The sequence below is a fragment of the Chryseobacterium sp. Leaf404 genome, assembly GCF_001424145.1.
Lineage (GTDB): Bacteria > Bacteroidota > Bacteroidia > Flavobacteriales > Weeksellaceae > Chryseobacterium.
In genome coordinates this window covers 352,598-376,520 of the sequence record NZ_LMQM01000011.1, presented here as the reverse complement: position 1 = coordinate 376,520, position 23,923 = coordinate 352,598, and the positions used below count along the sequence as shown (strand labels likewise).

The following is a 23,923-nucleotide window of genomic DNA, read 5'->3' as shown; positions in this document are numbered from 1 at the left end:
ATTTTTTGTCCTTCGACAGGCTCACGATGACAGTTGTCTATTTATTTTCCGGCACCTTTTTTCCTGCAAATTTATTGAGTTTCATGGTGAGTGAGAACATTACATATCGTTTTAAGATCAGATCTTCACGGTCTTCGAAGTATGCATTGGTAATGGTTCTTCTTACGCTTTGGTTTTGGTTAAGAATGTCATAAACCTTCACTTTTGCCGTCAGCTGTTTGTTGAAAAATGAGTATCCCACACTGGTATTCCAGAAATAGAAATCTCTTTTAAAGCCGGGAGCGATATTGGATGTAGTGTTGTACTCGAAGTCATTTCCGATCACCAGTTTGCTTTTCAGAATGTAATTGGTGAGTTCCAGTTTCAGGATTTGGTTGCTGGTTTTTACCTCATCAATACTGTAGTTTTCATAATTACTGAAATTGTAATTCAGGCTGTATGAAGGCTTAATTGTGATTTTGTCTTTAATTTCGTATGTTACATTCATCCCCGGACTTACCGAATATGCATTGCTCACAAACTGCTGGGTATTAATGAATCCCTGATTGTAAGAGTAATTGGTATTGATTCTCGGGTTGATGCTCAACTTGGTTTCTTTCCACTTCAAAGTTTTGGTAATACCGAAACCTGCGTTGATGTTTTTGTTTCCGCTGAGGTTGGCATAGGAAACATATTGCTTTCCTGATTCATCGAAATATGCAAAATTCACAACGTCATTATTTCTGTAAGTAAACCCAACATTCAGATAGTAATTGATGTTTTTCACCATATTAAAATTGTTCAGGTTGATGTACAAACTGTTGGTCCATGTATTTTTAAGGTTGGGATTACCAACGTATGATATCAAAGGATTAATTCTGTCTTCAAAAGGTGTCAGTTTCTCTGCGGTCGGAATGTCAAAATAGGAGTAATTGTAAACACTTAACCTTTTATTATCTGAAAAATTATAGGTTGCACTGAAATCGAATGCGGGTAGTACGAAATCTCTGTTCAGAAGGAAGTTTTGACCCTGGTATTGTGATTTCAGACCCATTTTTGTAAACTGAACTTCGGCTGATGACCAGAGATTAAATTTCTTCTTATTTACCTGGAAACCAATTTCAGGCGAAATTTTATCTACATCCTGATTCATAGCGTAGGACAGATCATTATTAAAGTTGGAATAACCGTTGTCTGCTGCATTAAAATCGTTTACATTTCTTCTGTTGTTGAAGGCAGTGGTGTTATAATTCAAATTCAGACTCACTGTAGCAGAATCGGAGACAGGCTCGCTGTATCCTGTTCGGAAATCATATCTGTTGGTCTGACTCTTCATTTTCGACAGCTGATTTCTGATGTCGGCAGGATCGGGTGAATTGTAGAAAACCGTTTGTGAATTATTCAGATTGTTGTTTCTGTTTTCAGAGATGGCAGAGCTCATATTGGCATACGCAACGCGCCCTTTCTTCTTAAATTTTCTTGAATAGTAGATATTGGGAGCAAAGCTGTTATTTTCAGTTTCGTTGTTGACGTAGCTTGTATTTTCGTTTAATAAGAGATTGTCTCTTAACGTGTTTGAACGTGAATTACTGAAAGACTTAGATTCAGTTCTGTTGAAGTTTGGTGAAAAGTAAATACTGGATAAAGAATCGATTGTGATTCTTGCTGTAAGATCAATTCCGTATTGTCTGCTTTCGTTTTTGCCGCTGCTTTCAGAGTTTGTTTTTAAAGTAAAATCAGGCAAAAGTGTTGTTTTTGAAGCTTTTGATCTTGTGGTAAGATCATTGTCTGTATGAATTAAACTTAGAGTTTCCAGATCAACTTCTTTACCGAATTTATCGCTGTAACTGATCCCCACAGTAGTGGATCTCTGAATTCCTTTGTTGTTATTTCCACCCTGAGAATAATAAGTGGTACCGCCATTGGTTACCACAGTTCCACCCCGCATGAGCCAGGAGTTTCTGCCGTGTCCCATACTGTCGAAAACCTCGTCATTGGAAAATCCCTGTGAATTAATATTGTTCGAGGAAGCGAGCAAACTAATTTTAGTATCATTTTTAAAATAACTTAAAAGTCCGCTGCCTTCATATCTTTCATCTGAACCGTATCCCATCGTAAGCCTGGAAAGCAGACCCTTATTTTTTTTCTCATCAATCGTAAAATTAATGGTGGCGTTATTGGATTTTGCAGCAGTTCCGTTCAGTTCTTCTTCCTTTGTTTTTGTGGTGGTAAACTGAATGCTTTTAATGAGATCGGCTGGTAGATTTTGCAGAGCTATTTTACCGTCTTTATCAAAAAAAGGTTTTCCGTTAATCAGAATCTGATCGGCTTCCTTTCCGTTTACTGTAATTTTTCCTTCGTTGCTTATTTCCACACCGGGAATATTCTTCAGAAGTTCTTCAATCTTGCTGTCGGGTCTTACCTTAATGGCGGAAGCATTAAATTCAATGGTGTCTTTTTTTATTTTTACAGGCGAAGCGGTAATTTTTACTTCGGCGATATCCTGAATTTTGCTGTCATCAAGCTCAATTTCACCAATGTTGAGTGAAGCTTCAATTTTGTCGAAAAGTCTGGAGTAGGTATTGTATTTATCGGCCTCGATTTTCAGGATACTGTTTTCACTTACTGCATCGGTCTTTAAAGAAAACTTTCCTTCACTGTTGCTCGAAGTGTAATTGATAATGGTAGAATCTTTTGATTTTAAGAGATAAACTGTTGCATTGGGGAGTGGTTTTTGGTCATTTGTTTTTATTTTTCCATCTAAACTGAGTTTTTGTGCGGTGGCAGCAAAAAGAGTGCTTAAAAGGAAGAAAATAATTAGTGTTTTCTTCATTTTTTAATAGTTAATTTAATGCTGCAAAAATAGAAAAACATCCCATTGCTGGGATGTTTCTGTGTGTTAATATTTCTATAAATATTGAACTATTATGCTTTCAGATATCTTGCATACGCATATCCTTCAACGCCTTCAGAAGTTTTCACTTTCCACCAGTCGTCTGAAGTCTGCTCTACAAGAGTTACAGAAGAACCTTTTGCAGCTTTACCTACAACGGCAGCTTCTGTAGAAGGGTCTTGTCTGATGTTCAGGTTAGAATCTTCAGTTGCTACGCTCAATGCAGCTCCTGCAGCTAAACCGGAAATCTGTACATCAATATTGATGTCTGATGCAGAATATGAAGCGTCAATTGCTCCTAAAGCATTCCAAACGGTATCTTTTGCTGCAGTATTTGCCGCGTTACCAGATACGTAAAGAATACCATCCTGCTCCTGTACTTTTAAATTAGAGATTCCTGCAGACTGTGCCGCAGATACTACGCTTGAATATTTTTCTTCTAATGTGCTCATCTATAATTATTTTACTGTGTAATTGAAGTTTACTTTACCTACTTTTAAAGCATCCACAGATTCCTTAATTTTTCTCGCCTGAGTTCCTGATACATTACCAGTAAGCGTAAGCTCGTTGTTTACAACTTCCACATTTACAGTTGGGAAATCTTTAAGAGCATCTTTCACTTTTTGCTGTACAGCAGGATCTACCATTGAAGCATTTTCAATTGGCGCAGCAGTTACAGGAGCTTCCACTTTAGCCATATCGTGCACGTCATTTACTCCTTTAATCGCTTTAAGATTGGTAATTGCAGCGTCTTTTGAAGCCTGATCCGGGAAAGTACCACTCAGGTGAGCCACACCTTCTTTAATTTCTACAGATGCTGTAGGTGTAGTTACAGCTGTAGTTGCCTGAGTCTGTAAATCTGCATCAGATACTTTCTTTTTACAAGAAACAGATGCGAAAGAAACTGCTATTGCAAGAGCAGCCATCGTAATGGTTTTTTTCATAAGTGAATTTATTTTTTTAAATTGTTTATGGTAAATGTAATAATTATTTCTGTTCTGAAAATTAATTTCCAAAAAATTTTTCAAAAAAAATCTCGGTTCTTTTTAAAATATCTGGTTTTCAGGGCGAATTTTGTACTGTAAACTTTAATCATTCCTGTAGATTAAAAATATTATATTTGTGCCAATTGATATCTCTATATGAAAGGACAGAACAAACTTTTTTTTGCAATCATTATTGCTCTGGCGCTGGGTGTACTGCTCGGCGGAATTGTGCATCTGCAATATCCGGACAGCGCAGCAGCTTTTTCTAAAAATATTAAACTTTTAGGTACCGTTTTCATCAGATTGGTTCAGATGATTATTGCACCTCTTGTTTTTACAACTTTAGTGGTGGGTATTGCCAAAATGAGTGATATTAAAATGATAGGTAGAGTAGGAACGAAGGCAATGCTGTGGTTTATCTCCGCTTCACTGGTGTCACTTTTTATAGGTTTGGTACTCGTCAACTGGCTCGAGCCGGGTCACGCAATAAAATTCCCGAATCAGGAACTGTCTGCGGCTGATGAGCTTGTAAAAACCAGCAAAGGTTTTTCGCTGGAAGATTTTGTGAAACATATTATTCCTAAAAGTTTATTTGAAGCTTTTGCCACCAATGAAGTTTTACAGATTGTTGTCTTTTCAATTATGTTCGGTGTTGCACTGGCCAATATGGGAGACGATTATTCTCAACCGGTAATAAAACTTTTTGATGTAATCGCTCATGCTATACTTAAAATGGTGGGTTATATTATGTGGTTTGCGCCATTGGGAGTTTTCGGGGCAATTGCTGCAGTGGTGGCAACGAATGGTTTTGAAATTTTTAAAGTTTATGCGGTTTATTTAAGAGATTTCTTCTTCGCTATTGCCGTTTTATGGGTTGTTCTGTTGTTGGTAGGATACTTAATTTTAGGAAAAAGACTATTTGAGTTATTAAAAAGAATAAAATCTCCTTTACTGATTGCATTTTCCACCACAAGTTCAGAGGCAGTTTTCCCAAAACTGGTGGAAGAGCTGGAACGATTTGGATGTAATAACAGAGTTGTATCATTCATTTTACCATTAGGTTATTCATTTAACCTTGACGGAAGCATGATGTACATGACTTTCGCATCGATATTTATCGCACAGTTTTACGGAGTTGATATGACTTTGGGACAGCAAATTACGATGCTTTTGGTGCTGATGTTAACATCAAAAGGTATTGCGGGGGTTCCGAGAGCTTCTCTTGTAATTATTGTTGCAACCTGTACCATGTTTGATATTCCCGCTGCGGGAATTGCATTGATTCTTCCGATAGACCATTTCTGTGATATGGCAAGAAGTATGACCAATGTTTTGGGTAATGCTCTGGCTACTTCAGCGGTTTCTAAATGGGAAGGTCAGCTGGAGAATCACGGAGGTGATCTTTAATAAATTTTAACATTAGATACCACATTTTAATCTAAGGCACAGATTGTGTATATAAGTTTTCATAACACTAAAAAAATTTTATTATGAGAAGCTTATTATGGTTAGTAGCAGTAATCTGCATCATTGTCTGGGTACTTGGTTTAGCAGGTGTAGGAGGTGGAATGGGATTAGGAAATCTGATTCACGTTTTACTGGTAATCGCAATTATTGTTATTTTATATAACATTATATCAGGTAGAAAGCCTTTGGATTAAAATCTTAATCAAAAATACAAGGTCTGCAGTTGATGCAGGCCTTTTTTTATGCATTTTGTCAATGCTTACCGTAGATGGTTTCATTTAAAAATTACGTAACTTTGGAGCCAATTTAAGAAGTTAGATGGAGAATTTAGTTCAGGATACAACCGTTCAGAAACCAAAATGGATCAGGGTAAAACTTCCTACAGGGAAAAATTACCGCGAGCTGAGAACTTTGGTTGATAAATATAAACTCAATACCATTTGCCAGAGCGGTAGTTGCCCGAATATGGGCGAATGCTGGGGCGAGGGTACTGCAACCTTTATGATTCTTGGAAATATCTGTACCAGAAGCTGTGGATTTTGTGGTGTAAAAACCGGAAAACCGATGGATGTAAACTGGGACGAACCTGAAAAAGTTGCAAGATCAATTAAATTAATGAAAATCAAACATGCAGTTCTTACTTCTGTAGACCGCGATGATTTGAAAGATATGGGCTCGATTCTATGGGCAGAAACTGTAAATGCAGTAAGAAGAATTTCTCCCGGAACAACTATGGAAACTTTAATTCCAGACTTCCAGGGGATTACAAAACATCTGGATCGTTTGGTGGATGTAGCTCCCGAAGTAATTTCGCACAATATGGAAACCGTGAAACGTCTGACCCGTGAGGTGAGAATTCAGGCTAAATATGAAAAGAGTCTGGAAGTTTTACGATATTTGAAAGAAGCAGGTCAAAACCGTACAAAAACAGGAATGATGCTTGGATTGGGCGAGACAAAAGATGAGGTTTTTCAGACTATTGAAGACATCAGAAATGCCAATGTGGATGTAATTACTTTAGGACAGTACCTTCAGCCGACCAAAAAACATTTACCAGTAAAAAAATTCATTACTCCTGAGGAATTTGATGAGTTTGGAGATTTTGCAAGAAGTTTAGGCTTCAGACATGTAGAAAGTTCGCCACTCGTAAGGAGTTCTTACCACGCCGAGAAACATATTCATTAAAGTACAAACTGCTTCATTTTTTGAGGCAGTTTTCTTTTGATTTAAATTTAATGTAGAAGATATTTTTAAAAGTAGAAATATTCAGTTGACTTGTTTTTAATTAATGCTTCAAAGTAAAAATGATTGTCCTTAATTAGTATAGTTTAATGATAATAGTTTCATTGTTATTCTGTAGGAATCTTACCTACCTTATTTTTGTAGTGTTGAGATTGACTTCGGTAGGTTTCCTACGGAATGAGAAAGTGACTGCTGATTTTATGGTTACGATTACAAACGGACATCCATTTGAGAAAATGATAATTTTTAATATAAGTCATTCGAAAGAGATTAGGTTTAGAATTAAAGGAGAAGCATTATTAATAAATCTTATTACTACTAATCAAAATTTAAATCATCCTAACCTAAAATTCTGATAAATTTTACAGAATTTTGCGGTTTCAAATTTTCATTGCTTCATAAGTAGGCAATTAAAATCATTTTAAAGTAAATAATGGCATTAGATAAAAGAATTTTACCGCTGGCAATCGGAGGATTGGGAATCGGAACTACCGAATTTACCATCATGGGTTTACTTCCAGATGTCGCAAAATCCTTGGCAATAAGCATTCCCGAAGCGGGACATTTAATTTCAGCCTACGCATTCGGAGTCGTGATTGGTGCTCCGATATTAATTGGATATTCAGTGAAGTGTCCGCCCAAAAAGGTATTGTTGGCCTTAATGGTTTTGTTTACGGTTTTCAATGGTTTGTCTGCTCTTATGCCGGATTACAGTTCGATGATGGTGATGAGATTTTTATCAGGACTTCCACACGGCGCATTTTTCGGGGTGGGAACAGTTGTGGCATCAAGAATGGGAGGCAAAGGAAGAGAAGCATTTTATATTTCACTGATGTTTACCGGGCTAACGGTTGCCAACCTGGCGATGGTGCCTCTCGTTACTTACATTGGGCATATTTTTCATTGGAGATATTATTTCGGGATTGTGGCTCTGATCGGAATTTTCGCTCTGCTCTTCATCAAACTTTGGCTTCCCGAAATGGAAAGTAATGAAGATGCACATTTCAGAGATGAGATAAAATTTCTTAAAACCAAACAGGCGTGGCTTGTTTTAATGATTACCGCAATTGGTTTTGGAGGTTTGTTTACGTGGTTCAGCTACATAACTCCTTTAATGACTGTAGTTTCAGGTATTGAAACAGACCAAATGGCTTACGTGATGATTCTCGCCGGAGCCGGAATGGTGGTGGGGAATCTCATCGGAGGATATATTTCAGATAAGATGAGCCCTGAAAAAACGTGTATTTTGTTTTTATCTTTAATGATGATTGCTTTGCTTTCGGTATTTCTCCTGTCTGAACACAGAATTATTTCACTTGTATTAACCTTTATCTGTGGCGCTTTATCGATGTCGGTTTCAGCGCCCATTAATATTATGATGATGAAAGCAGCACCAAAAAGTGAGATGATGGCTGCAGCATTTATGCAGGCGGCTTTCAATATTGCCAATGCGATGGGTGCATTTTTAGGTGGAATTCCTCTGGAGTACAAGCTTCCATACAATTATCCTTCGCTGGTTGGTGTGGGGATGACTGGAATCGGACTGTTGATTAGCATCCGTTATTTAATATTGTACAGAAGTGCTCAGCCTAAAGAACTGATTTCGGAATAAATTAGAAATATTTAACATAGAAAAGCTCTGTTTTGTAATAAAAACAGAGCTTATTGTAAAGTAACTTTTACTTAACCTGAACGTAAACCTTAGCCTTCGACCTCGTTTCCGTTCTGGCACCAGTACAGTGCATTGTAAAGATTGTCTTTCGGAAATCCTTTAAATTCTCCCGGCATCAAAACGCTGAATGCATCTGTGAAATTCTGGATTCCTGTACTGTCTGTAACAATGGCTGCACGGTTCCATCTGGCAAGATTTTTCACACCTAAAAGTACATCTTCAAACCATGCACCGGCAGTAAACTGGCTGAGATCTGTATCAATCAGCATAAGATAGTTGAGTTCCTCGTATTTTTCAACCTTTCTTTTTACTTCAGGATGTACAATATTTTCAAAATCTGTTTTGGTAATTTCACCCGAAGCTTTGAACGCAGCAACATTCTCCGGAGCGTCTGGAATAATTGTGATCATATATTAATTTTTAATGTTTGGGTGGTTCAGTTTAAACAATAATTAAACCAATCTGTTTTGAAGGAAAAAAGGCTTGATTGTTGATAATCCCCTTAAAAAAATTAAACTATGGATCTTAAATCTAATGAACCGTTCTGGTTGATTAAAAATGGTCTTATTTCATCCTATCCGTCTCTGAAAGAAGATAAAAAATGTGATGTGCTGATCATTGGAGGAGGCATCACAGGCAGCCTCATTTCCCATCAGATGATTAAAGACGGATACTCCACAATTCTTATTGATAAAAGAGAAATCTGTAATGGGAGCACTTCTGCAACAACCTCAATGCTTCAGTACGAAATTGATGTTCCTTTGTACAAAATGTCTCAAATGATCGGTGAAAAGGCAGCTGTAGAGTGCTACAAAGCTTGTGAAAAATCAATAAATGATATTGCCGAACTCGTGAAGACCATCAAATCGAGATCCGGATTCCGAAAAAAAATGTCTCTTTACTATGCAGCAAGAAAGAAAGATGCAGACTGGCTGGAACAGGAGTTTGAAGCACGGCGCAAAGCAGGTTTTGAAGTTGAATATCTTTCTTCGCGGGAAATTGAAAGAAGATACGAAATCACCAATACCTACGGTGGAATTTTATCCAAATCTGGCGGAAGTATTGATGCCTTTAAATTTTCTCACGAACTTCTAAGATTTAATGAAAAATCAGGGATTGAAATTTATGATAAAACCGAGCTCCGGTCTGTAAAATATCTTAAAGATCACAATCTTGCGTTAACCACAAGCGGATTTACCATTGCTGCAAAGAAAATCATTTACTGTGTAGGGTATGAAGCGAAAGAATTAATTAAAGAAAATTTTGTAAATCTTAAAAGTACTTTTGCCTTAGTATCGGAGGTTAATCCGAAAGGGTTTAAAAGCATCGAAAATATGCTGATCTGGAATACAGATGAGCCTTACCTCTACATGAGAAGTACAGATGACGGACGTTTTTTAATAGGTGGCGGTGACGAAGATTTTGATAATGCCGAAAAAAGAGATGCTCTTTTGGGCAAAAAAGAAAAAGAAATTCTGAGAAATCTTAAAAGAATAAAACCCGGTGAACATTTCTACACAGATTTTGTATGGGCCGGAACTTTTGGTGAAACTGATGATGGCTTACCCTACATTGGCGGGCACAAAAATTTTAAAAATTCTTACTTCGTCTGCGGATTTGGCGGAAACGGAATTACATTCTCGGTAACAGGTATGGAAATGGCCTCAGCGTTTATGAAAGGGAAAAAACACCCCCTTTCAGAGTACTTCAAATTTGGAAGATGAGAATCAGAAATGTATTTCCTGAGATGCAGACTGAAAAATCAGATTACCAGTTGGTAAGTCCGTTTTCTAAGGCTTTTCTGTAGTTTTCTTCGTCAAAGGTATAGAGATCGGGAGACTTGTGAGCGCCTCCGCGTCTCTGCTCATCCAGCTTTTTGAGGATGCCTAAGTTTTTTATCTTGCGGTAAAAATTCCCTCTGTTTAATTCTTTACCCAAAATAGTTTCATAAAGTTTCTGAATTTCAGACAGAGTAAATTTTTCCGGAAGCAGGTTGTAACCTATTGGTCTGATTGCAATTTTTTCTCTCAGGGCAAGCAGTGCTTTCTCAATAATCTCACGGTGATCCATTGCCAGGTCAAAATCATTCAGCTGGCTTAGATAGACCCATTCGCATGACTGGCTGAGCTCATCTTTCACCAGATCACTGCTTGACGGGTTGTAGAGAGCCAGATATCCTACAGAGATAAAGCGCTGTTTGTGAAAAAGCGTATCATCAAAATCTTCAAAATATTCTTCACTGCGGCTTTTTTTACCAAAAATCCCGAATTCCTGCAGATAGACGTCAGAAAGACCAGATCTCTCCTGTATAATTCTCTGCACTGCATCGTCCAAATCTTCATCTTTTCTTATGTAACCTCCCGGCAGAAGCCATTTGTTGCGGTAATTCATTTTCACGAGAAGAACTTTGAGCTCGTTATTTTCAAACCCGAAAATTACGGGATCTGCAGAAATATGTGAAAGATATATCTCTTTCGCTTCATCAGATATATTTAAAAATTGCTGTTTAGAATCCATTTGACTTGAGAAAATTTGGCTAAAAATTATATTCTGCTAATATCGAATTTTTTTTTAAATAAAATATAACTCAAAAGCACTTATAAATGTGGTACCCGGCAATCATTAAACTCTTTGATGAGATTTATCATTACATCCTCTACCGGCAGCACATCATCAATGAGCGCCGAAACCTGACCAATTTCCAGCTCTCCATCGTCCAAATTTCCTTCAAACATCCCAAGTTTTGCGCGCGCTCTGCCCAGAGTTGCATTCAAAGCTTCTTTGTTCCGCCCCTGGTTATATATTTCCTCCAGTTCATTAAAGAATTTATTTTTAACCAAACGTACCGGAGCAAGCTCTTTCAGTGTGAGATGCGTATCGCCTTCTTTAAGCTCCGTGATTTTATTTTTCCAGTTGTCGTGGGCGCTGGCTTCCACCGTCGCTGCGAATCTGGAGCCAATCTGCACCCCGTCTGCGCCTAAGATCATCGCAGCTTTCATTTGGGAGCCTAAGGCAATTCCGCCGGCAGCGATTAGAGGCTTCGAAATATGTTTTTTAACATTGGGAATAAGACACAGTGTGGTGGTCTCGTCCCGTCCGTTATGACCGCCTGCCTCAAAGCCTTCTGCTACGATGGCGTCCACCCCTGCCTCTTCGCATTTTACAGCAAATTTGGTAGATGAAACCACATGAGCGACTTTTATGCCTTCTTTCTGAAGTATTTCTGTATAAAGTTTGGGATTCCCTGCTGAGGTGAAAACAATTTCTACTTTTTCTTCTAAAATAATCTGAATAATTTCATCTAAATTAGGATAGAGCAGGGCAACATTCACTCCGAAAGGTTTATCTGTAGCTTGCTTACATTTCTGGATATTCTCCCGCAAAACATCGGGATACATACTTGCGGAACCTATCAGTCCCAAACCACCGGAGTTGGATACTGCGGAAGCAAGCCTCCAGCCGGAATGCCAAATCATCCCAGCCTGAATGACAGGATATTGAATATTAAAAAGTTGCGTGATTCTGTTTTGCTCTGCCTGCATATTTTATTTTTAAATGAAATCAATGTTACTGTACAAACCTGATAAAAATACTAAAACTAATCTTTATGGCATAAAAAAACCTTCATTTAAGAAGGTTTAAAGATTTATTTAGAAATGGAAGCTTTCTTCCAGTTGCTTTTAAATTCGCAGTTGTAACGTCCGTCGATTGATACAAATGTAGTAGGGATTTTTTCGTTCACATATTTCTCTACCATTTCATTTCGGCGTCTGTTTAAAGCCAGTTGCTTAATTCTGTCGTAGTCTGTTTCCAAAGTAATCTGGTGAGCAGCGATGTCATCTTCAATTTTTACAATTTTTACCACAACTCTGTCTCTTTCGTCCTTATCATCAAATGCTGTTGTGATATCTCCTTTTTTCAGACCTGCCAATTCGTACGTTATGGTTCCCGGGATACCTTCTCTTTCGATTTTGTTGGAACCGTCCGCACCAGGAATTACTCCTGCATTGAATTTTGTTCTTTTATCATCAGAAAACTTGAAGGCTGCCTCTTTGAAAGTAATTTTTCCAGACTGAATCAAACCTCGGATGCTGTCTAATTTTACCTTTGCAGAAGCAATCTCTTCCTCATTTGGTGTTGCCATTAAAAGGATATGACGCGCATCGTAAGCTTTACCTGATTTTTTCACCAGCTGAATAATGTGATAACCAAATTCAGACTCTACAGGATCAGAAATTTCGCCTTCCTGAAGATTCAGTGCTGCAGCCTCGAAAGGCTTTACCATCTGACCTTTGAAAACGTTTTTCATCAAACCTCCCGTAGCAGCGGAACCTTTGTCTTCAGAATAAATTCTTGCCTGGCTTTCGAAAGATTCACCACCCTGGATGTCTGCTTTTATTTTTTTCAGTCTTGCAATTAATTCGTCTTTATGTTTTTCCGTTAATTTTGGATACATAAAAATCTGAGAAAGAGAAACTTCGTCTTTAATCTGCGGAAGCTGAGTTTTAAACTGATTGTAAAAATCTGTTACTTCATTAGGAGTAACGTCTGCTTTTTCAGTAATTCTCTGATATTTTGCCTGTCCGTAATATTGATCGGTATCAATTTTTTCGATGGCATTTTTCATCTCATACTGATTACGGAATTTGTAAGCTGCAAGCATTGTTTTCTCGTCCGGAAACTGAGAAATAAGCTGGTTGTACTTTGCATTTGCCTGCTCCTTAATGGCTGCAGAACGGTTCTCAATAAGCGTATCTTTTTTTGCCTGAACTACAAGTAGTTTATTGTTGAGAAGGTTTTCAAGAAATTCGCATTTGTTGGTTTCTGCCGCACCTTGCTGTTTTGCGTAATTAAGCTGTTCTTCAACATCAGATTCAAGGATGATCTCATCGCCAATTACCGCAGCAATCCCATCTACCAATTGACCTTTCTTTAGCTGAGCTGAGGTGTTTACCGAGAAAAGCATCGCGAAAATACCTAAAAGAAAAGCAATTTTAAATTTATTTATCATTTTTTACTATTAAACAAGTTGCAAATTTAGAATTCTTAATGAAACGTACTAAATTTTTTATTATAAATATTTCTTAAAACCAATGATTAAGCAAGATCGATTTCGAAAGTAGTTAATTCTTTGAACTGTTTTATTCTCAAATAAACGTCAGTTTCTTCTACTTCTTCAATTCTTTCCGTTCCGAATTTTTCTACCGTGAAAGATGCCATCGCAGAACCTACGATCAGGGCAGCCTTCATTGTATCGAAATCAAATGTACCTTTTTTAGCAATGTAAGCAGCAAAACCACCTGCAAAAGTATCACCGGCTCCTGTTGGATCAAAAACTTCCTCCAGTGGAAGTGCCGGGATGGCGAAGATTTTTCCTTCACCAAATAAAATTGCTCCGTGTTCCCCTTTTTTGATGATTACGTATTTGGGTCCCATCTCGTGAATTTTCTTCGCTGCTTTTACCAGAGAATATTCGCCTGAAAGCTGTCTTGCCTCTTCATCATTAATACTGATCACGTCTGTTTTGGCAATCATCAGTTTCAGAGTATCCATCGCTGTATCCATCCAGAAGTTCATCGTGTCCAGAATTGTAAGTTTCGGACGGTTTTTCATCTTCTCCAAAACCGAAAGCTGAACGCCGGGGTGAAGGTTTCCAAGCAATAAAACCTCTGCATCCTGCATAGAATCTGGAATTTTCGGATCAAAGTTTTCCAGAACATTCACTTCGGTAGCCAAAGTATCTCTAGAATTCAAATCATTGTGATATTTCCCAGACCAGAAGAATGTCTTTCCGTCTTTCACGATTTCCAGGCCTTCAAGATTAACGTCTCTTTTGCTGAACATATCAAGATATTCCTGTGGGAAATCTCCTCCCACCACAGAAACAATTCCTGATTTTACACCTAAAATTGATGAAGTTATTGCGATGTAAGTAGCTGCGCCACCTAAAATTTTATCTGTTTTACCAAATGGGGTTTCAATTGCATCAAATGCTACACTTCCTACTACTAAAAGTTTCATATTTTTATGTTTATTTTCTTTTTATATGTTTCCGCAGATTTTTATTTAATTTTTTTCTTATAAAAAGTTAAAAGCGGTTTCATATTGATATGTTTATTATTTATTTTTATTTTTTCCACTCAAAAGTGTCCAAAATGTGCATCAGGTCTTTCTTGATGTAATCTACAGCAGGCGCTAAAGAATCCGGTTTCGGTCTTGAGTTGAAATAGAGATAAGCCGTTACAAAATGTTTTGTACTGTCTGTTGCATAGAACTGGATGTTGGCGGCAGTCTGGCCTTTCAGTTCGTAAAAATTTCCGTAGACTTTTCTTTCAGGATATTCGAATGATTTTGTATCGATAGAACTTGCTTTTACGGTATGTCTGTAAACCATTTTCTCGGCTTCAGCTACCTGATCGTCAAAATTATTCTGAATAGGGTAGTATGATATAAAAACCTTTGCCTTCATTTTCGGGTAATTAAGGTAATACCAGCAGGGACGTTTTGCGTCACTGAGATTGGCGAAACCTGAATATTCAAAGCTGTAATTACAGTTTTTATCCATCTTCTGATATTTTGGTGCTGGATATTCTAATCTTAATTCACCAAAAGGTTTCGGTGTTGTCTCCTTTCCACATGAAATAAGTACAACAGATGCACAAATAAAACTGACTTTTTTTATCATCCGGCAAAAATACAAATTAGATTTTAGATTTTAAGAGACAAATTTCAGTCTTTCAATGTGTTTTGAATATAATTTTCCAACGGTTTGGGAAATGATCTATTTTGAGAATCTTTAAAGTCGGAAATAATGAAATTTTTATCGGAAATCAATTCATTCCAAACGGTTTCAGAAGTTATTTCAGTATCACAAATTTCGATGCTGAGATTCCTGTGCGTAAGTTTATGACTGATTATTTTAAAATTTTTTATAAACGGAATCAGTTCTGATGATATTTCAGGTAAAAATTCATACAGTTTTTTCCAGATAAAGCCGTCGCCACGTTGCTGAATGATAAATTTTCCGTCTCTGTGAACAAAATAATATTTCAATGAAAGATTTTCAACTTTCACTTTTTTTGTCTTTTGAGGAAATTCTGAGACTTTCCCGAGTGCAGAAGCAAGACAATCATCTTTTACAGGACAATCGCCACAATCTGGGTTTTTCGGTTTACAGATTTCCGAACCCAAATCCATCATCGCCTGATTAAAATCGCCAGCGTTTTCGGGCATAATTAAAAAAGCCAATTCAGAAAAATAGGGAAATGCATTTGTTTGAGAAACATCGAAATCATCAGCAAATATTCTGCTTAAAACTCTGTAGAAATTTCCATCAACGGCAGGTCTTCTTTCCCCGAAACAAATACTCGAAACAGCAGCAGCCGTGTATTTTCCCACTCCTTTTAACGTTAAAATATCATCATAATCAGACGGGAATTTCCCCGAAAACTCCGTCATAATCTGCTTTGAAGCTTTATGAATATTGATGGCTCTGGAGTAATATCCCAAACCTTTCCAATAAAGAATTACTTCGTTTTCATCGGCTTCCGCCAAAGTTTCTATATCCGGAAATCTTTCAATAAACCTGTTATAATGTCCCAAACCCTGAGCAATTCTGGTTTGCTGAAACACAATTTCACAAATCCATATTTTATAGGGATCTTTTGTATTTCGGAAAGGTAAATCTCGGGCATTTTGGGTGTACCAGTTCTGGATTTTGTTTCCGATGTGTAGAAAGTCTGTGGAGTTTTTTTTTGGTTTCAAGTAAAGAATCTCAATAGTAAAGTGCAAAGATACTTAAATATGAAATGTTTTGAAACCGCTGAAGCGACAAAAGAATTAATTACAGTAAGAAATTTCAAAAGCTTGCAAAATATACAAAAAATTCAAAGTTTCTCTTACTTTAGCTAGCAATCAATTTTTTCACATATTGAATTAGATCAAAACAAAACAGACCGCCAAAAATGACAGTCTGTTTTTATGATTTATTATAATTAAATTAATCCTGAATATATTCTGCATCCCACTCGTTTCCGTCATCGCCTTTGTGACCGTCAAGTTTGATAACAAAACTTTTTGTAGGAAAATAAGGAGTAAGCCTGATGTCTAACCAAACTCTGTCTTTATTCACTTTATCCTGCTCAAATCTTACGATTTTGAATTTTTCGATAAGTTTATCTGCTCCTTTGATTCCGTCAAGGAAGCTCACGATTTGTCTTCTCAGATCATCTTCGTTTCTTGCATTCCAGTTTTCGAAAGCTCTTCTGTTTAAGAAATCGAGTAAAACTTTGGTTACATAATCAAAAACACGAACTACAGAATAGGTCTGAAGACCGATGTTATCGCCTGTAAACAATGTTTTTGCTGAGAACGCCATGATTTTTCCATACTCGTTAACCATTGGCACAAGACCCATCTTTTCAAGCTGAGAAATTTCACTTTTCTTTAAATCAAATTTTACAGCATCTACTTCGTTAATGTTACCGTGTTTTTTACCGGCAGCCACCTGAGACATCAAAGTTTTGTGAATTTTTCCTGCCAGTGAAGTGGATGGTGGCAGTTCCACATTTTCTTCTTCGCCCACTTCTTCAGCTCTACCTCTTCCTACAAGCCAGTTGCAGGTCATAATGACGTTACTTCTGTGAAGTTCACCACCTGTAAGATTTGCAGAGTGGAAAAGATCTACCACATCATCCGGTTTGTCAAGATTGGCAAAATCGGTAACCATCATTACCTTATTTTCATTACATATCTTAGCCCATTTTTCTACAACTTTATTTGAACCCAAATATCCCGGAATGGCCAGAATAGAGTAGTTGTCCCTAAGATCCAGACGATCATAATACTGTTTAAACTCATCTGCAATCGCATCAATAAATACAGGATTATCAAGATCTGAAACCTGATCAAGACTTGCGTTGACGATGCTTACATTGTCTACTTTATCGAGCTCAGTATTTTTATAAAACTGAGCGACTGTGCGGTATGAAGTTTCCAACTGACGAACAGAATCTAAGGCGTTTTTAAGATTAATTTTTAAATTGTTCTCAGCACTTTGGGCTTTGTTTTTACAGGTTTCGGCCATTTTTTCGGCGTTTTCGCTTCCTTCCAGAAGCTCTACCCAAAGATTTATTTTCTGAAGAAGTTCTTTCCTTTCATCAGATTTATTAGAATCATTTAAGAATATTTCTTTTCTCGCTTTTCTCGTAGGATTCATATTGGCAATGCCATCCACAACAGATTCTATAAAGCCAAAGCCTCCAATTCTGTTCAGCTCTTCCAACGGATTGGCAGACGACGGTCTTTTATCCTGAAACTGCTTCTGTTCTTGCGGATTTTCGGATGTCTGAAGTTTGTTTTCCATAATATTTTGCGGTGTTTTTTTATTTTTCAAGTTCCTGAGCTACATTTTTCAAAACTTCTAAAAATGCTGCTCTTGACTGTTCGTTTTCAAGCATATTTCTGAGGATTTTGTTGGTTTTCAGCTGACGTACAATTTTGTTGTACTGATCCTGCTCCATGCTCAGTTTCTGAAGATATTCTGAGTTGTTAACAAGATTTTTCGGGGTAAAGTCTGCGAGATTTTTAAAGCGGAATTCTTCTTCAACAGAATTGCCTTCTGCATCTTCGTGCTGCACTTCAACGGAAGGCTGGAAGTGCCTGAAAACATCTTCTACCGTTTTAAGTCCGGTTACGATTTCCGGGGTGTAAGATTCGTCTGTGGTAAGCTGGCTCACGATTAAAGATTTGTTTTCCTGAATCTGTGCGATTGCTTCATTGGCATCAACTTTCACTTCGTTTCCGCCAACGCCATAATTAAACATTGCCATATTATTATTTATTTTGAGATTTTTGGTTTTGGGTGAAATCAGCAAATCAATTGCCAATCCACAGTTTAAATTTATGAAAAAACCTGAACATACAAAATATAACCCGGTTTTTTCTTTGCTATTTTAGTCTTTTACAGTCAGATATATATTAAAATGTGCTGTCTGCTGGATTTTGTTTAATATCCGAAACCTGATCATAGCTGTTTTCCGCAGACTTGTATCCAATGTTGAAAAGCTCTTCCAGACGGTTTTTTTTTCTTTCAAAAGTACCGTAGCTGGAGAAATCCTGAGACGTAATCAGCCAATCACAATAATCAAATTTAATTTTTTCAACCCGATATGACAAAAGGTCGTAAGATCTTGATACAATTGCTTTTATAGTTTTGAGATCATTAATTTCCATATTATGGGGTGGTGAGACAAAAACGCCAATCAGATGCTCACATTCATTCCGGATGATATCTGCCGGAAAATTGTTTAAAACCCCACCGTCACAATACATTTCACCGCCAATAATATATGGCGTGGTAATTCCCGGAATAGAGCAGGAGGCGATGATGGCATCTACGATTTCAAAATCATCATCAAAAATTTTTTGTGTTCCAGAAACCAGTTCTGTGGCAACAATTTTTACTTTTTTCTCTAAATCTCCTATTTTTAGGTCACTAAAAATAGGTTTCAGATAGTTTCTGAAGATTCCTGAAGATACCAACCCAGGTTGATTAAACGCAAAATGCTTCCAGTTGAAAAAATAGACAGAATTAAAAAAGTCTAAAATTTCTTCAGGAGATTTTCCTATTGCGTAGAGACAGCCTACGATTGAGCCTGCACTGCAGCATGAAAGAATGTCAACTTTAATATTCTTTTCATTCAAAAATTTTATAACTCCTGCATGAGCAATTCCTTTGGTTCCGCCGCCGGACAGCACTAATCCTGTCTTTTCTGAATTCATGATATAAAATTATGAATATCTGCTGTAAGAGAATTAATTTCAGTGTTAAATTTTAATAAAACTAACGGCTTCCCCCGCCTTGCTTATTTACCGGAAGGTCTTTGTAATTAGTAGGAGTTTGAGCTGTGTCTGTTTTATATCTGGAAGAATCAGCAGAATTCACAGGCTCGGAATTATTCACAGCATTATCTCCCGATGTGTTTCTGAGAGAATCTTTGTTGTGATTTTCTTTAAATTCTTCTCTGTTTTCTTTTTTGTCTGCACAGCTTGTTGCTAATGCGAGTAGGGTTAAAGTACTCAGGATTGTATTTTTCATTTTAAATTATTTGGATTGATTAATCAAATATAAACTAATTTCAGTAAAATAATCTGGTAAAAGCGCAAAAAAAATCCTCAAAACAATATTTGAGGATTAGGTTTTTGAATAAAATTTACTTTACTGAAGCTGAGTCTGTTTTCATTACCGCAGTATCAGCTGGTGCGGACTGCATTGTACTGTCCATTGTAGATGGAGACATACTCTGCGTGTTGTCTACTGTAGTAGAATCTCTTTCTGTTCCGCTGGTAGAAGTTTCTTTAGTTCCACAAGCTGTGACTGTAAATCCAAAGATTGATGCGATTATTAACTTTTTCATAATATTTTGTTTGGTGTAATAGTTTTATGTCAATTATTATTCCAATTGACTAGAAATAAATCTTAAAATAAGATAAAGAACATTAAAGTTTGTTAATATTACCTTCAGTCATTAATGATTTTTAAATTTATTCAAAATGAAAGCCTCAAAACCAGAATTTCGAGGCTTACATTTAAAAGGAACAATTACTCATTGCCCATTATTCATTACTTATCCCAGATAAGGGTATTTATAATCTTTAGGAGAAACAAAAGTTTCTTTTATTGATCTCACGGAAGTCCATCTAAGTAAGTTCATTTTAGAACCTGCCTTATCGTTGGTTCCTGAAGCTCTTCCTCCACCAAAAGGCTGTTGACCCACAACTGCACCAGTTGGTTTGTCGTTGATATAGAAGTTTCCAGATGCATTTTCCAGTGCTTTGAAAGCTTCATTTACCGCATATCTGTCTTGTGCGAAAACTGAACCTGTTAATGAATAAGGAGACGAAGAATCTACCACTTTTAAAGTTTCTGCCCAATCTTCATCTTCGTAAACGAAAACAGACAAAATCGGGCCGAAGATTTCTTCTACCATGCTTTCGTACTGAGAATCTGTAGTTTCAATAACTGTAGGATATACAAACCAACCTTTAGAATCATCAGTTTTTCCACCTATTACAACGTTTGCAACACTTGAAGCATTCGCTCTATCAATATATCCTTTACATTTTTCGAAAGAATTTTTATCGATTACCGCATTCACAAAGTTTGACGGATCTTCTGGCGAACCTACTTTAATTGAAGCGATCTGAGTTTCCATTACTTTTTTCACATCTGGCCAAAGAGATTTAGGAATATAAGCTCTTGAAGCAGCAGAACATTTCTGTCCCTGATATTCGAAAGAACCTCTTACCAAACCTGTAGCAACAGCTTCTACGTTTGCAGAAGGGTGAGCGATTACGAAATCTTTTCCGCCGGTTTCTCCCACAATTCTTGGGTACGTTCTGTAATTGTGAATATTGTCACCAATCATTTTCCACATTCCCTGGAAAACCTTGGTAGAACCTGTAAAGTGAAGTCCGGCAAAATCTCTGTGAGCCATCACTTTTTCAGCAGTTTCTTTACCGTCTGTAAAAATCATGTTGATCACTCCTGCAGGAAGCCCGGCCTCGATTAAAACATCCATGATCACTTTTGCAGAATAGATCTGCTTGTCTGAAGGCTTCCAAACCACCACGTTTCCAAGCATTGCCATACATGTAGGTAAGTTTCCGGAAATCGCTGTAAAGTTGAAAGGTGTAACTGCAAAACAGAATCCTTCCAATGGTCTGTATTCTACTCTGTTCCAGATTCCTGCGTCAGAAATCGGTTGTTCAGAATACATTTCAGTCATAAATTCTACATTGAATCTTAAGAAGTCGATGAATTCACAAGCTGCGTCAATTTCAGTCTGATGAACATTTTTAGACTGCCCAATCATGGTTGCAGCATTGATTACATCTCTGTAAGGCCCTGCCAAAAGATCAGCTGCCTTTAAGAAAATGGCTGCACGGTGCTCCCATCCCAGGTCATTCCACGCCTGTTTTGCTGCTAAAGCAGAGTTGATGGCATCATCCACATGCTGCATCGTCCCCTTATGATAAAAACCGAAATCATGTTTGTGATCCTGAGGAGACTGAAGATGAACAGTATCGCCTGTTTTCACTTCTTTTCCGTTGATGACCATTGGGATTTCTGTCTTTTCTGCCCACATTTTTTTGTACGTTGCAAGAAGAGATTTTACTTCCTTTGATCCCGGTTCGTAAGAAGTTACCGGCTCATTTACTGCAAATGGTACTTGCGAAATTGCTTTTGACATATAAGTTGTATTGTTTTATTTTGCTGTTTTACAAATTTACAACTTTTAAAATTTATGATGAAAAAATGTGAATAGTGAATTTTGCTTTGCAAATAAGAAGGGCAATTGTGAATTTTGCTTTGCGAGTGAATAGTGAATTTTAAACCATTAAGGTCTTGAAGTTTTTAAGTTGGTTTAAGAAATATCTGAAGATTTTATTAAGCTATCTACACCATTTGTTCTAACTAGAGTTGATGATATTGCAATTCTAAATTTCACGTCGTTTTATCATGCTGAAAGCATCTCTGCGAAATTTAATCATTGAAATATTGAAATTTTATATTGGTTTAGGAAAATATCCGCATACATAATTGAGCGGATCGCTTGATTCAGATTTATCTGAATCTTAAGAAATCTTATAAACTAAAAAATCTTAATGGTTCAATTTTTCTTAAATGTTTAAAATTAAAAAAATTGACAAACGAAGCGAATTAAACATCCACAATTCACCTGTTCACATCTTCTCCGTTTCCAGAATTTTCAAAACTAATTTTTCCTCGTGTGTCAAACCAGCTTTTCCATCATTTTCTTCTATCATTTCAAGCTCATCCAGATATTTTTTAATCGTATTATTTTCGTAAAGATTGATGACTAAAGGATGTACGTAATATTTTCTGCAAACCGTGCTCGTATTGCCTAAGTGTTCAGCAACAATATCCAAGGCAGCTTTCACTTTCTTTTTATATTGAGTATTGTTTTCAGCATAGCCTATTTCTTTGAAAGCGATCAGAGCATTTACAGTTCCGGACCAGGTTCTGAAATCTTTCGCCGTAAAATCTTCGCCGCTCAATTCTTTAATATAATCATTCACCATTCCTGAATCTACAGAATGCGTGTTCCCTTCAGCATCAATGTATTGAAAAAGTTCTTTACCCGGTATTTCCTTACATTTCATAATGAGTTTTGCCAGCCTTTTACTTTTAAGATTGACATTGTGCATCACGCCCTTTTTTCCTTTGAATGAAAAATTGATTTTCTGACCTTCCACTTTTACGTGTTTTTCCTTTAAAGTAGTCAGTCCAAAAGAACCGTAAAGTTTTTCATAAATGTTATTTCCGATACGGATATTAGTGCGTTGCATTAAGCTGACAATCAAAGCTAAAACTTTTCTTTTGTCGAAATTTCTTAAGGCCAAATCTTTCTCTAGCTGTAGACGGATTTCTGACAGGGCATATCCAAACTGAAGCATTCTGTAAAATTTCGTGTGGTTTCTAAGTGCACTCCAAAGTGGATGATACCGGTACTGTTTTCTGTTTTTCACATCAAAACCTGTTGCCTGAAGATGACCGTTGTCTAAAGCACAAATCCACACATTTTCCCATGCCGGCGGAATCACCAAACTGTTGATTCGTTTAATTTCTTCTTTGTCTTTTACTCTTTCATCGCCTTTGAAATACTGAAATTTCTTCCCTCTCTTCCGCCGGATAATGCCGGAGGCCTCTGCATCGGAAGTGTAAATTAAATTTACAGCCTTTGCAGAAGCCACCGGATCTTTCATGATTTTGATGATCTTGGAAGGTTTTAAATGTGAAATAATTTCAAGATCTGAATTTTCCATACGATCAACTATGAGTTTTTACCCCTTGAGAATAACCATAAGATAATTCCCAAAATTCCTACGACAACGATGATTCCCCACCACATTCCTGCTTTAAAAATCGTTTCTACAGCTTCGCAGCTTGTTAAAAGCATCAAGCTGAACATTGACATGAATAATAAACTTAGCTTTTTCATAATAATTTAATTTTTGATGTTTATAGTATTGTTGGGTGAATATTATTAAATGTTTGAAATCTCAAATCTCAAATTTCGGAGCGTGTGGGAGAATCAAATCCTCTGCTCATCTGCTCTCCAGTTTTTTACAGATTTTTTAATTTCGTCGCCTGAAATCCTTTCCTGTAGTGCTTTATCTAAAAGAATTTTAAATTCATCGTCATAAGCGAATCTCAGAGCTGCAATCTGACCAAAGTTTAATTTTGCTTCCACTTCATCAGACCTTTTATTGAAGATTTCAAAATATCTCTGCTTAAATTCCAGTCTCACCAATCTGTTTTGAAGTCCGAGGGCATAATGTTGCCGAACCATTACTGCTAAATATAAAATCAGAAATATAATGATGGAAAATAAAATCCATAAAAGATGATTATCAGAATCACCGAAAACTTTATAAACCCCATATCCCTGTAAAAAAATTACTAAAGGGAGATAAATGAAGTGATGAGGAGCATAAAATTTTCGGTGATTCTGGTAATTCTGCGTTTTCATAAATTTAACATTACAATAATCTTTCCAAAGTGAATTTGTGTGGTAGGTTTTAGGAGATAGGAGAGGAAAGAGTACAGAAGGGAGGGAAGAGTACAGAAGGGAGGGAAGAGTGGAGGTGGGAGATGGT

Annotated in this window: 24 protein-coding genes; 5 read left to right on the top strand and 19 right to left on the bottom strand. The window is 36.9% G+C overall.

The window, feature by feature from the left end; translation table 11 throughout:
* Positions 1–37: 37 nt before the first annotated feature.
* From ASG31_RS11610 to ASG31_RS11600, 3 genes are all read right to left on the bottom strand, one after another.
* A complete protein-coding gene (locus ASG31_RS11610; protein ID WP_056032455.1) occupies positions 38–2,812 on the bottom strand; it encodes a TonB-dependent receptor in 2,775 nt (924 codons plus the stop codon).
* A 92-nt stretch (positions 2,813–2,904) separates the two neighbouring features.
* Positions 2,905–3,324 carry an SH3 domain-containing protein gene (locus tag ASG31_RS11605; protein ID WP_056032452.1) on the bottom strand — a complete coding sequence of 140 codons (420 nt, stop codon included), beginning with the start codon at positions 3,322–3,324 and terminating at the stop codon, positions 2,905–2,907.
* A gap of 6 nt (positions 3,325–3,330) precedes the next feature.
* Complete coding sequence (locus tag ASG31_RS11600) at positions 3,331–3,816, bottom strand: BON domain-containing protein (RefSeq protein WP_056032610.1); 486 nt, start codon at positions 3,814–3,816, stop codon at positions 3,331–3,333.
* Between the two features lie 198 nt (positions 3,817–4,014).
* On the opposite strand from ASG31_RS11600, the gene ASG31_RS11595 reads away from it, so the two are divergent.
* From ASG31_RS11595 to ASG31_RS11575, 4 genes are all read left to right on the top strand, one after another.
* The gene (locus tag ASG31_RS11595) at positions 4,015–5,265 is read left to right on the top strand and encodes a dicarboxylate/amino acid:cation symporter (protein WP_056032449.1); all 1,251 of its coding nucleotides are present in this window, start codon (positions 4,015–4,017) and stop codon (positions 5,263–5,265) included.
* A gap of 83 nt (positions 5,266–5,348) precedes the next feature.
* Complete coding sequence (locus tag ASG31_RS18375; protein ID WP_056032445.1) at positions 5,349–5,519, top strand: lmo0937 family membrane protein; 171 nt, start codon at positions 5,349–5,351, stop codon at positions 5,517–5,519.
* A gap of 124 nt (positions 5,520–5,643) precedes the next feature.
* Positions 5,644–6,510 carry a lipoyl synthase gene (gene lipA / locus ASG31_RS11585; RefSeq protein WP_056032442.1) on the top strand — a complete coding sequence of 289 codons (867 nt, stop codon included), beginning with the start codon at positions 5,644–5,646 and terminating at the stop codon, positions 6,508–6,510.
* Positions 6,511–7,000: 490 nt separating this feature from the next.
* The gene (locus ASG31_RS11575; RefSeq protein WP_056032438.1) at positions 7,001–8,179 is read left to right on the top strand and encodes an MFS transporter; all 1,179 of its coding nucleotides are present in this window, start codon (positions 7,001–7,003) and stop codon (positions 8,177–8,179) included.
* An 89-nt stretch (positions 8,180–8,268) separates the two neighbouring features.
* On the opposite strand, the gene ASG31_RS11570 is transcribed toward ASG31_RS11575, so the two are convergent.
* Positions 8,269–8,649, bottom strand: coding sequence for an STAS/SEC14 domain-containing protein (locus tag ASG31_RS11570; RefSeq protein WP_056032435.1), 381 nt, complete (start codon positions 8,647–8,649; stop codon positions 8,269–8,271).
* A 108-nt stretch (positions 8,650–8,757) separates the two neighbouring features.
* On the opposite strand from ASG31_RS11570, the gene ASG31_RS11565 reads away from it, so the two are divergent.
* Positions 8,758–9,963, top strand: coding sequence for an NAD(P)/FAD-dependent oxidoreductase (locus ASG31_RS11565; RefSeq protein ID WP_056032433.1), 1,206 nt, complete (start codon positions 8,758–8,760; stop codon positions 9,961–9,963).
* Positions 9,964–10,006: 43 nt separating this feature from the next.
* Here the strand turns inward: ASG31_RS11565 and ASG31_RS11560 are convergent, their stop codons facing one another.
* The 15 genes from ASG31_RS11560 to ASG31_RS11490 form a co-directional block, all read right to left on the bottom strand.
* Positions 10,007–10,756 (bottom strand): NUDIX hydrolase, encoded by a 750-nt coding sequence (locus tag ASG31_RS11560; protein ID WP_056032431.1) that lies wholly within the window; start codon positions 10,754–10,756, stop codon positions 10,007–10,009.
* Positions 10,757–10,836: 80 nt separating this feature from the next.
* On the bottom strand, positions 10,837–11,781 hold the full coding sequence (locus ASG31_RS11555; RefSeq protein WP_056032427.1) for an NAD(P)H-dependent flavin oxidoreductase: 945 nt from the start codon (positions 11,779–11,781) through the stop codon (positions 10,837–10,839).
* 104 nt (positions 11,782–11,885) lie between these two features.
* Positions 11,886–13,250, bottom strand: coding sequence for a peptidylprolyl isomerase (locus ASG31_RS11550; RefSeq protein ID WP_056032424.1), 1,365 nt, complete (start codon positions 13,248–13,250; stop codon positions 11,886–11,888).
* 86 nt (positions 13,251–13,336) lie between these two features.
* On the bottom strand, positions 13,337–14,260 hold the full coding sequence (locus tag ASG31_RS11545; RefSeq protein WP_056032420.1) for a PfkB family carbohydrate kinase: 924 nt from the start codon (positions 14,258–14,260) through the stop codon (positions 13,337–13,339).
* A 106-nt stretch (positions 14,261–14,366) separates the two neighbouring features.
* On the bottom strand, positions 14,367–14,924 hold the full coding sequence (gldD, locus tag ASG31_RS11540; protein WP_056032417.1) for a gliding motility lipoprotein GldD: 558 nt from the start codon (positions 14,922–14,924) through the stop codon (positions 14,367–14,369).
* Positions 14,925–14,968: 44 nt separating this feature from the next.
* Positions 14,969–16,003 carry an A/G-specific adenine glycosylase gene (locus ASG31_RS11535; RefSeq protein WP_056032414.1) on the bottom strand — a complete coding sequence of 345 codons (1,035 nt, stop codon included), beginning with the start codon at positions 16,001–16,003 and terminating at the stop codon, positions 14,969–14,971.
* Positions 16,004–16,238: 235 nt separating this feature from the next.
* Positions 16,239–17,603: a DUF5458 family protein gene (locus ASG31_RS11530; RefSeq protein WP_056032608.1), complete on the bottom strand. Its 1,365-nt coding sequence runs from the start codon at positions 17,601–17,603 to the stop codon at positions 16,239–16,241.
* A 19-nt stretch (positions 17,604–17,622) separates the two neighbouring features.
* Positions 17,623–18,069 (bottom strand): type VI secretion system contractile sheath small subunit, encoded by a 447-nt coding sequence (locus ASG31_RS11525; protein WP_056032606.1) that lies wholly within the window; start codon positions 18,067–18,069, stop codon positions 17,623–17,625.
* A gap of 148 nt (positions 18,070–18,217) precedes the next feature.
* The gene (locus ASG31_RS11520; protein WP_056032411.1) at positions 18,218–19,021 is read right to left on the bottom strand and encodes a patatin-like phospholipase family protein; all 804 of its coding nucleotides are present in this window, start codon (positions 19,019–19,021) and stop codon (positions 18,218–18,220) included.
* A 61-nt stretch (positions 19,022–19,082) separates the two neighbouring features.
* Entirely contained in the window at positions 19,083–19,337 is a 255-nt protein-coding gene (locus ASG31_RS11515; RefSeq protein WP_056032408.1) for a hypothetical protein, read from the bottom strand.
* A gap of 115 nt (positions 19,338–19,452) precedes the next feature.
* Positions 19,453–19,656 (bottom strand): hypothetical protein, encoded by a 204-nt coding sequence (locus tag ASG31_RS11510; protein WP_056032404.1) that lies wholly within the window; start codon positions 19,654–19,656, stop codon positions 19,453–19,455.
* Between the two features lie 210 nt (positions 19,657–19,866).
* Positions 19,867–21,492 (bottom strand): L-glutamate gamma-semialdehyde dehydrogenase, encoded by a 1,626-nt coding sequence (gene pruA, locus ASG31_RS11505; protein WP_056032401.1) that lies wholly within the window; start codon positions 21,490–21,492, stop codon positions 19,867–19,869.
* A 493-nt stretch (positions 21,493–21,985) separates the two neighbouring features.
* Complete coding sequence (locus ASG31_RS11500) at positions 21,986–23,089, bottom strand: DNA topoisomerase IB (protein ID WP_056032398.1); 1,104 nt, start codon at positions 23,087–23,089, stop codon at positions 21,986–21,988.
* Between the two features lie 8 nt (positions 23,090–23,097).
* Positions 23,098–23,265: a hypothetical protein gene (locus ASG31_RS11495; protein WP_056032395.1), complete on the bottom strand. Its 168-nt coding sequence runs from the start codon at positions 23,263–23,265 to the stop codon at positions 23,098–23,100.
* 93 nt (positions 23,266–23,358) lie between these two features.
* Positions 23,359–23,796 (bottom strand): DUF6526 family protein, encoded by a 438-nt coding sequence (locus tag ASG31_RS11490; protein ID WP_056032392.1) that lies wholly within the window; start codon positions 23,794–23,796, stop codon positions 23,359–23,361.
* Positions 23,797–23,923: the final 127 nt, after the last annotated feature.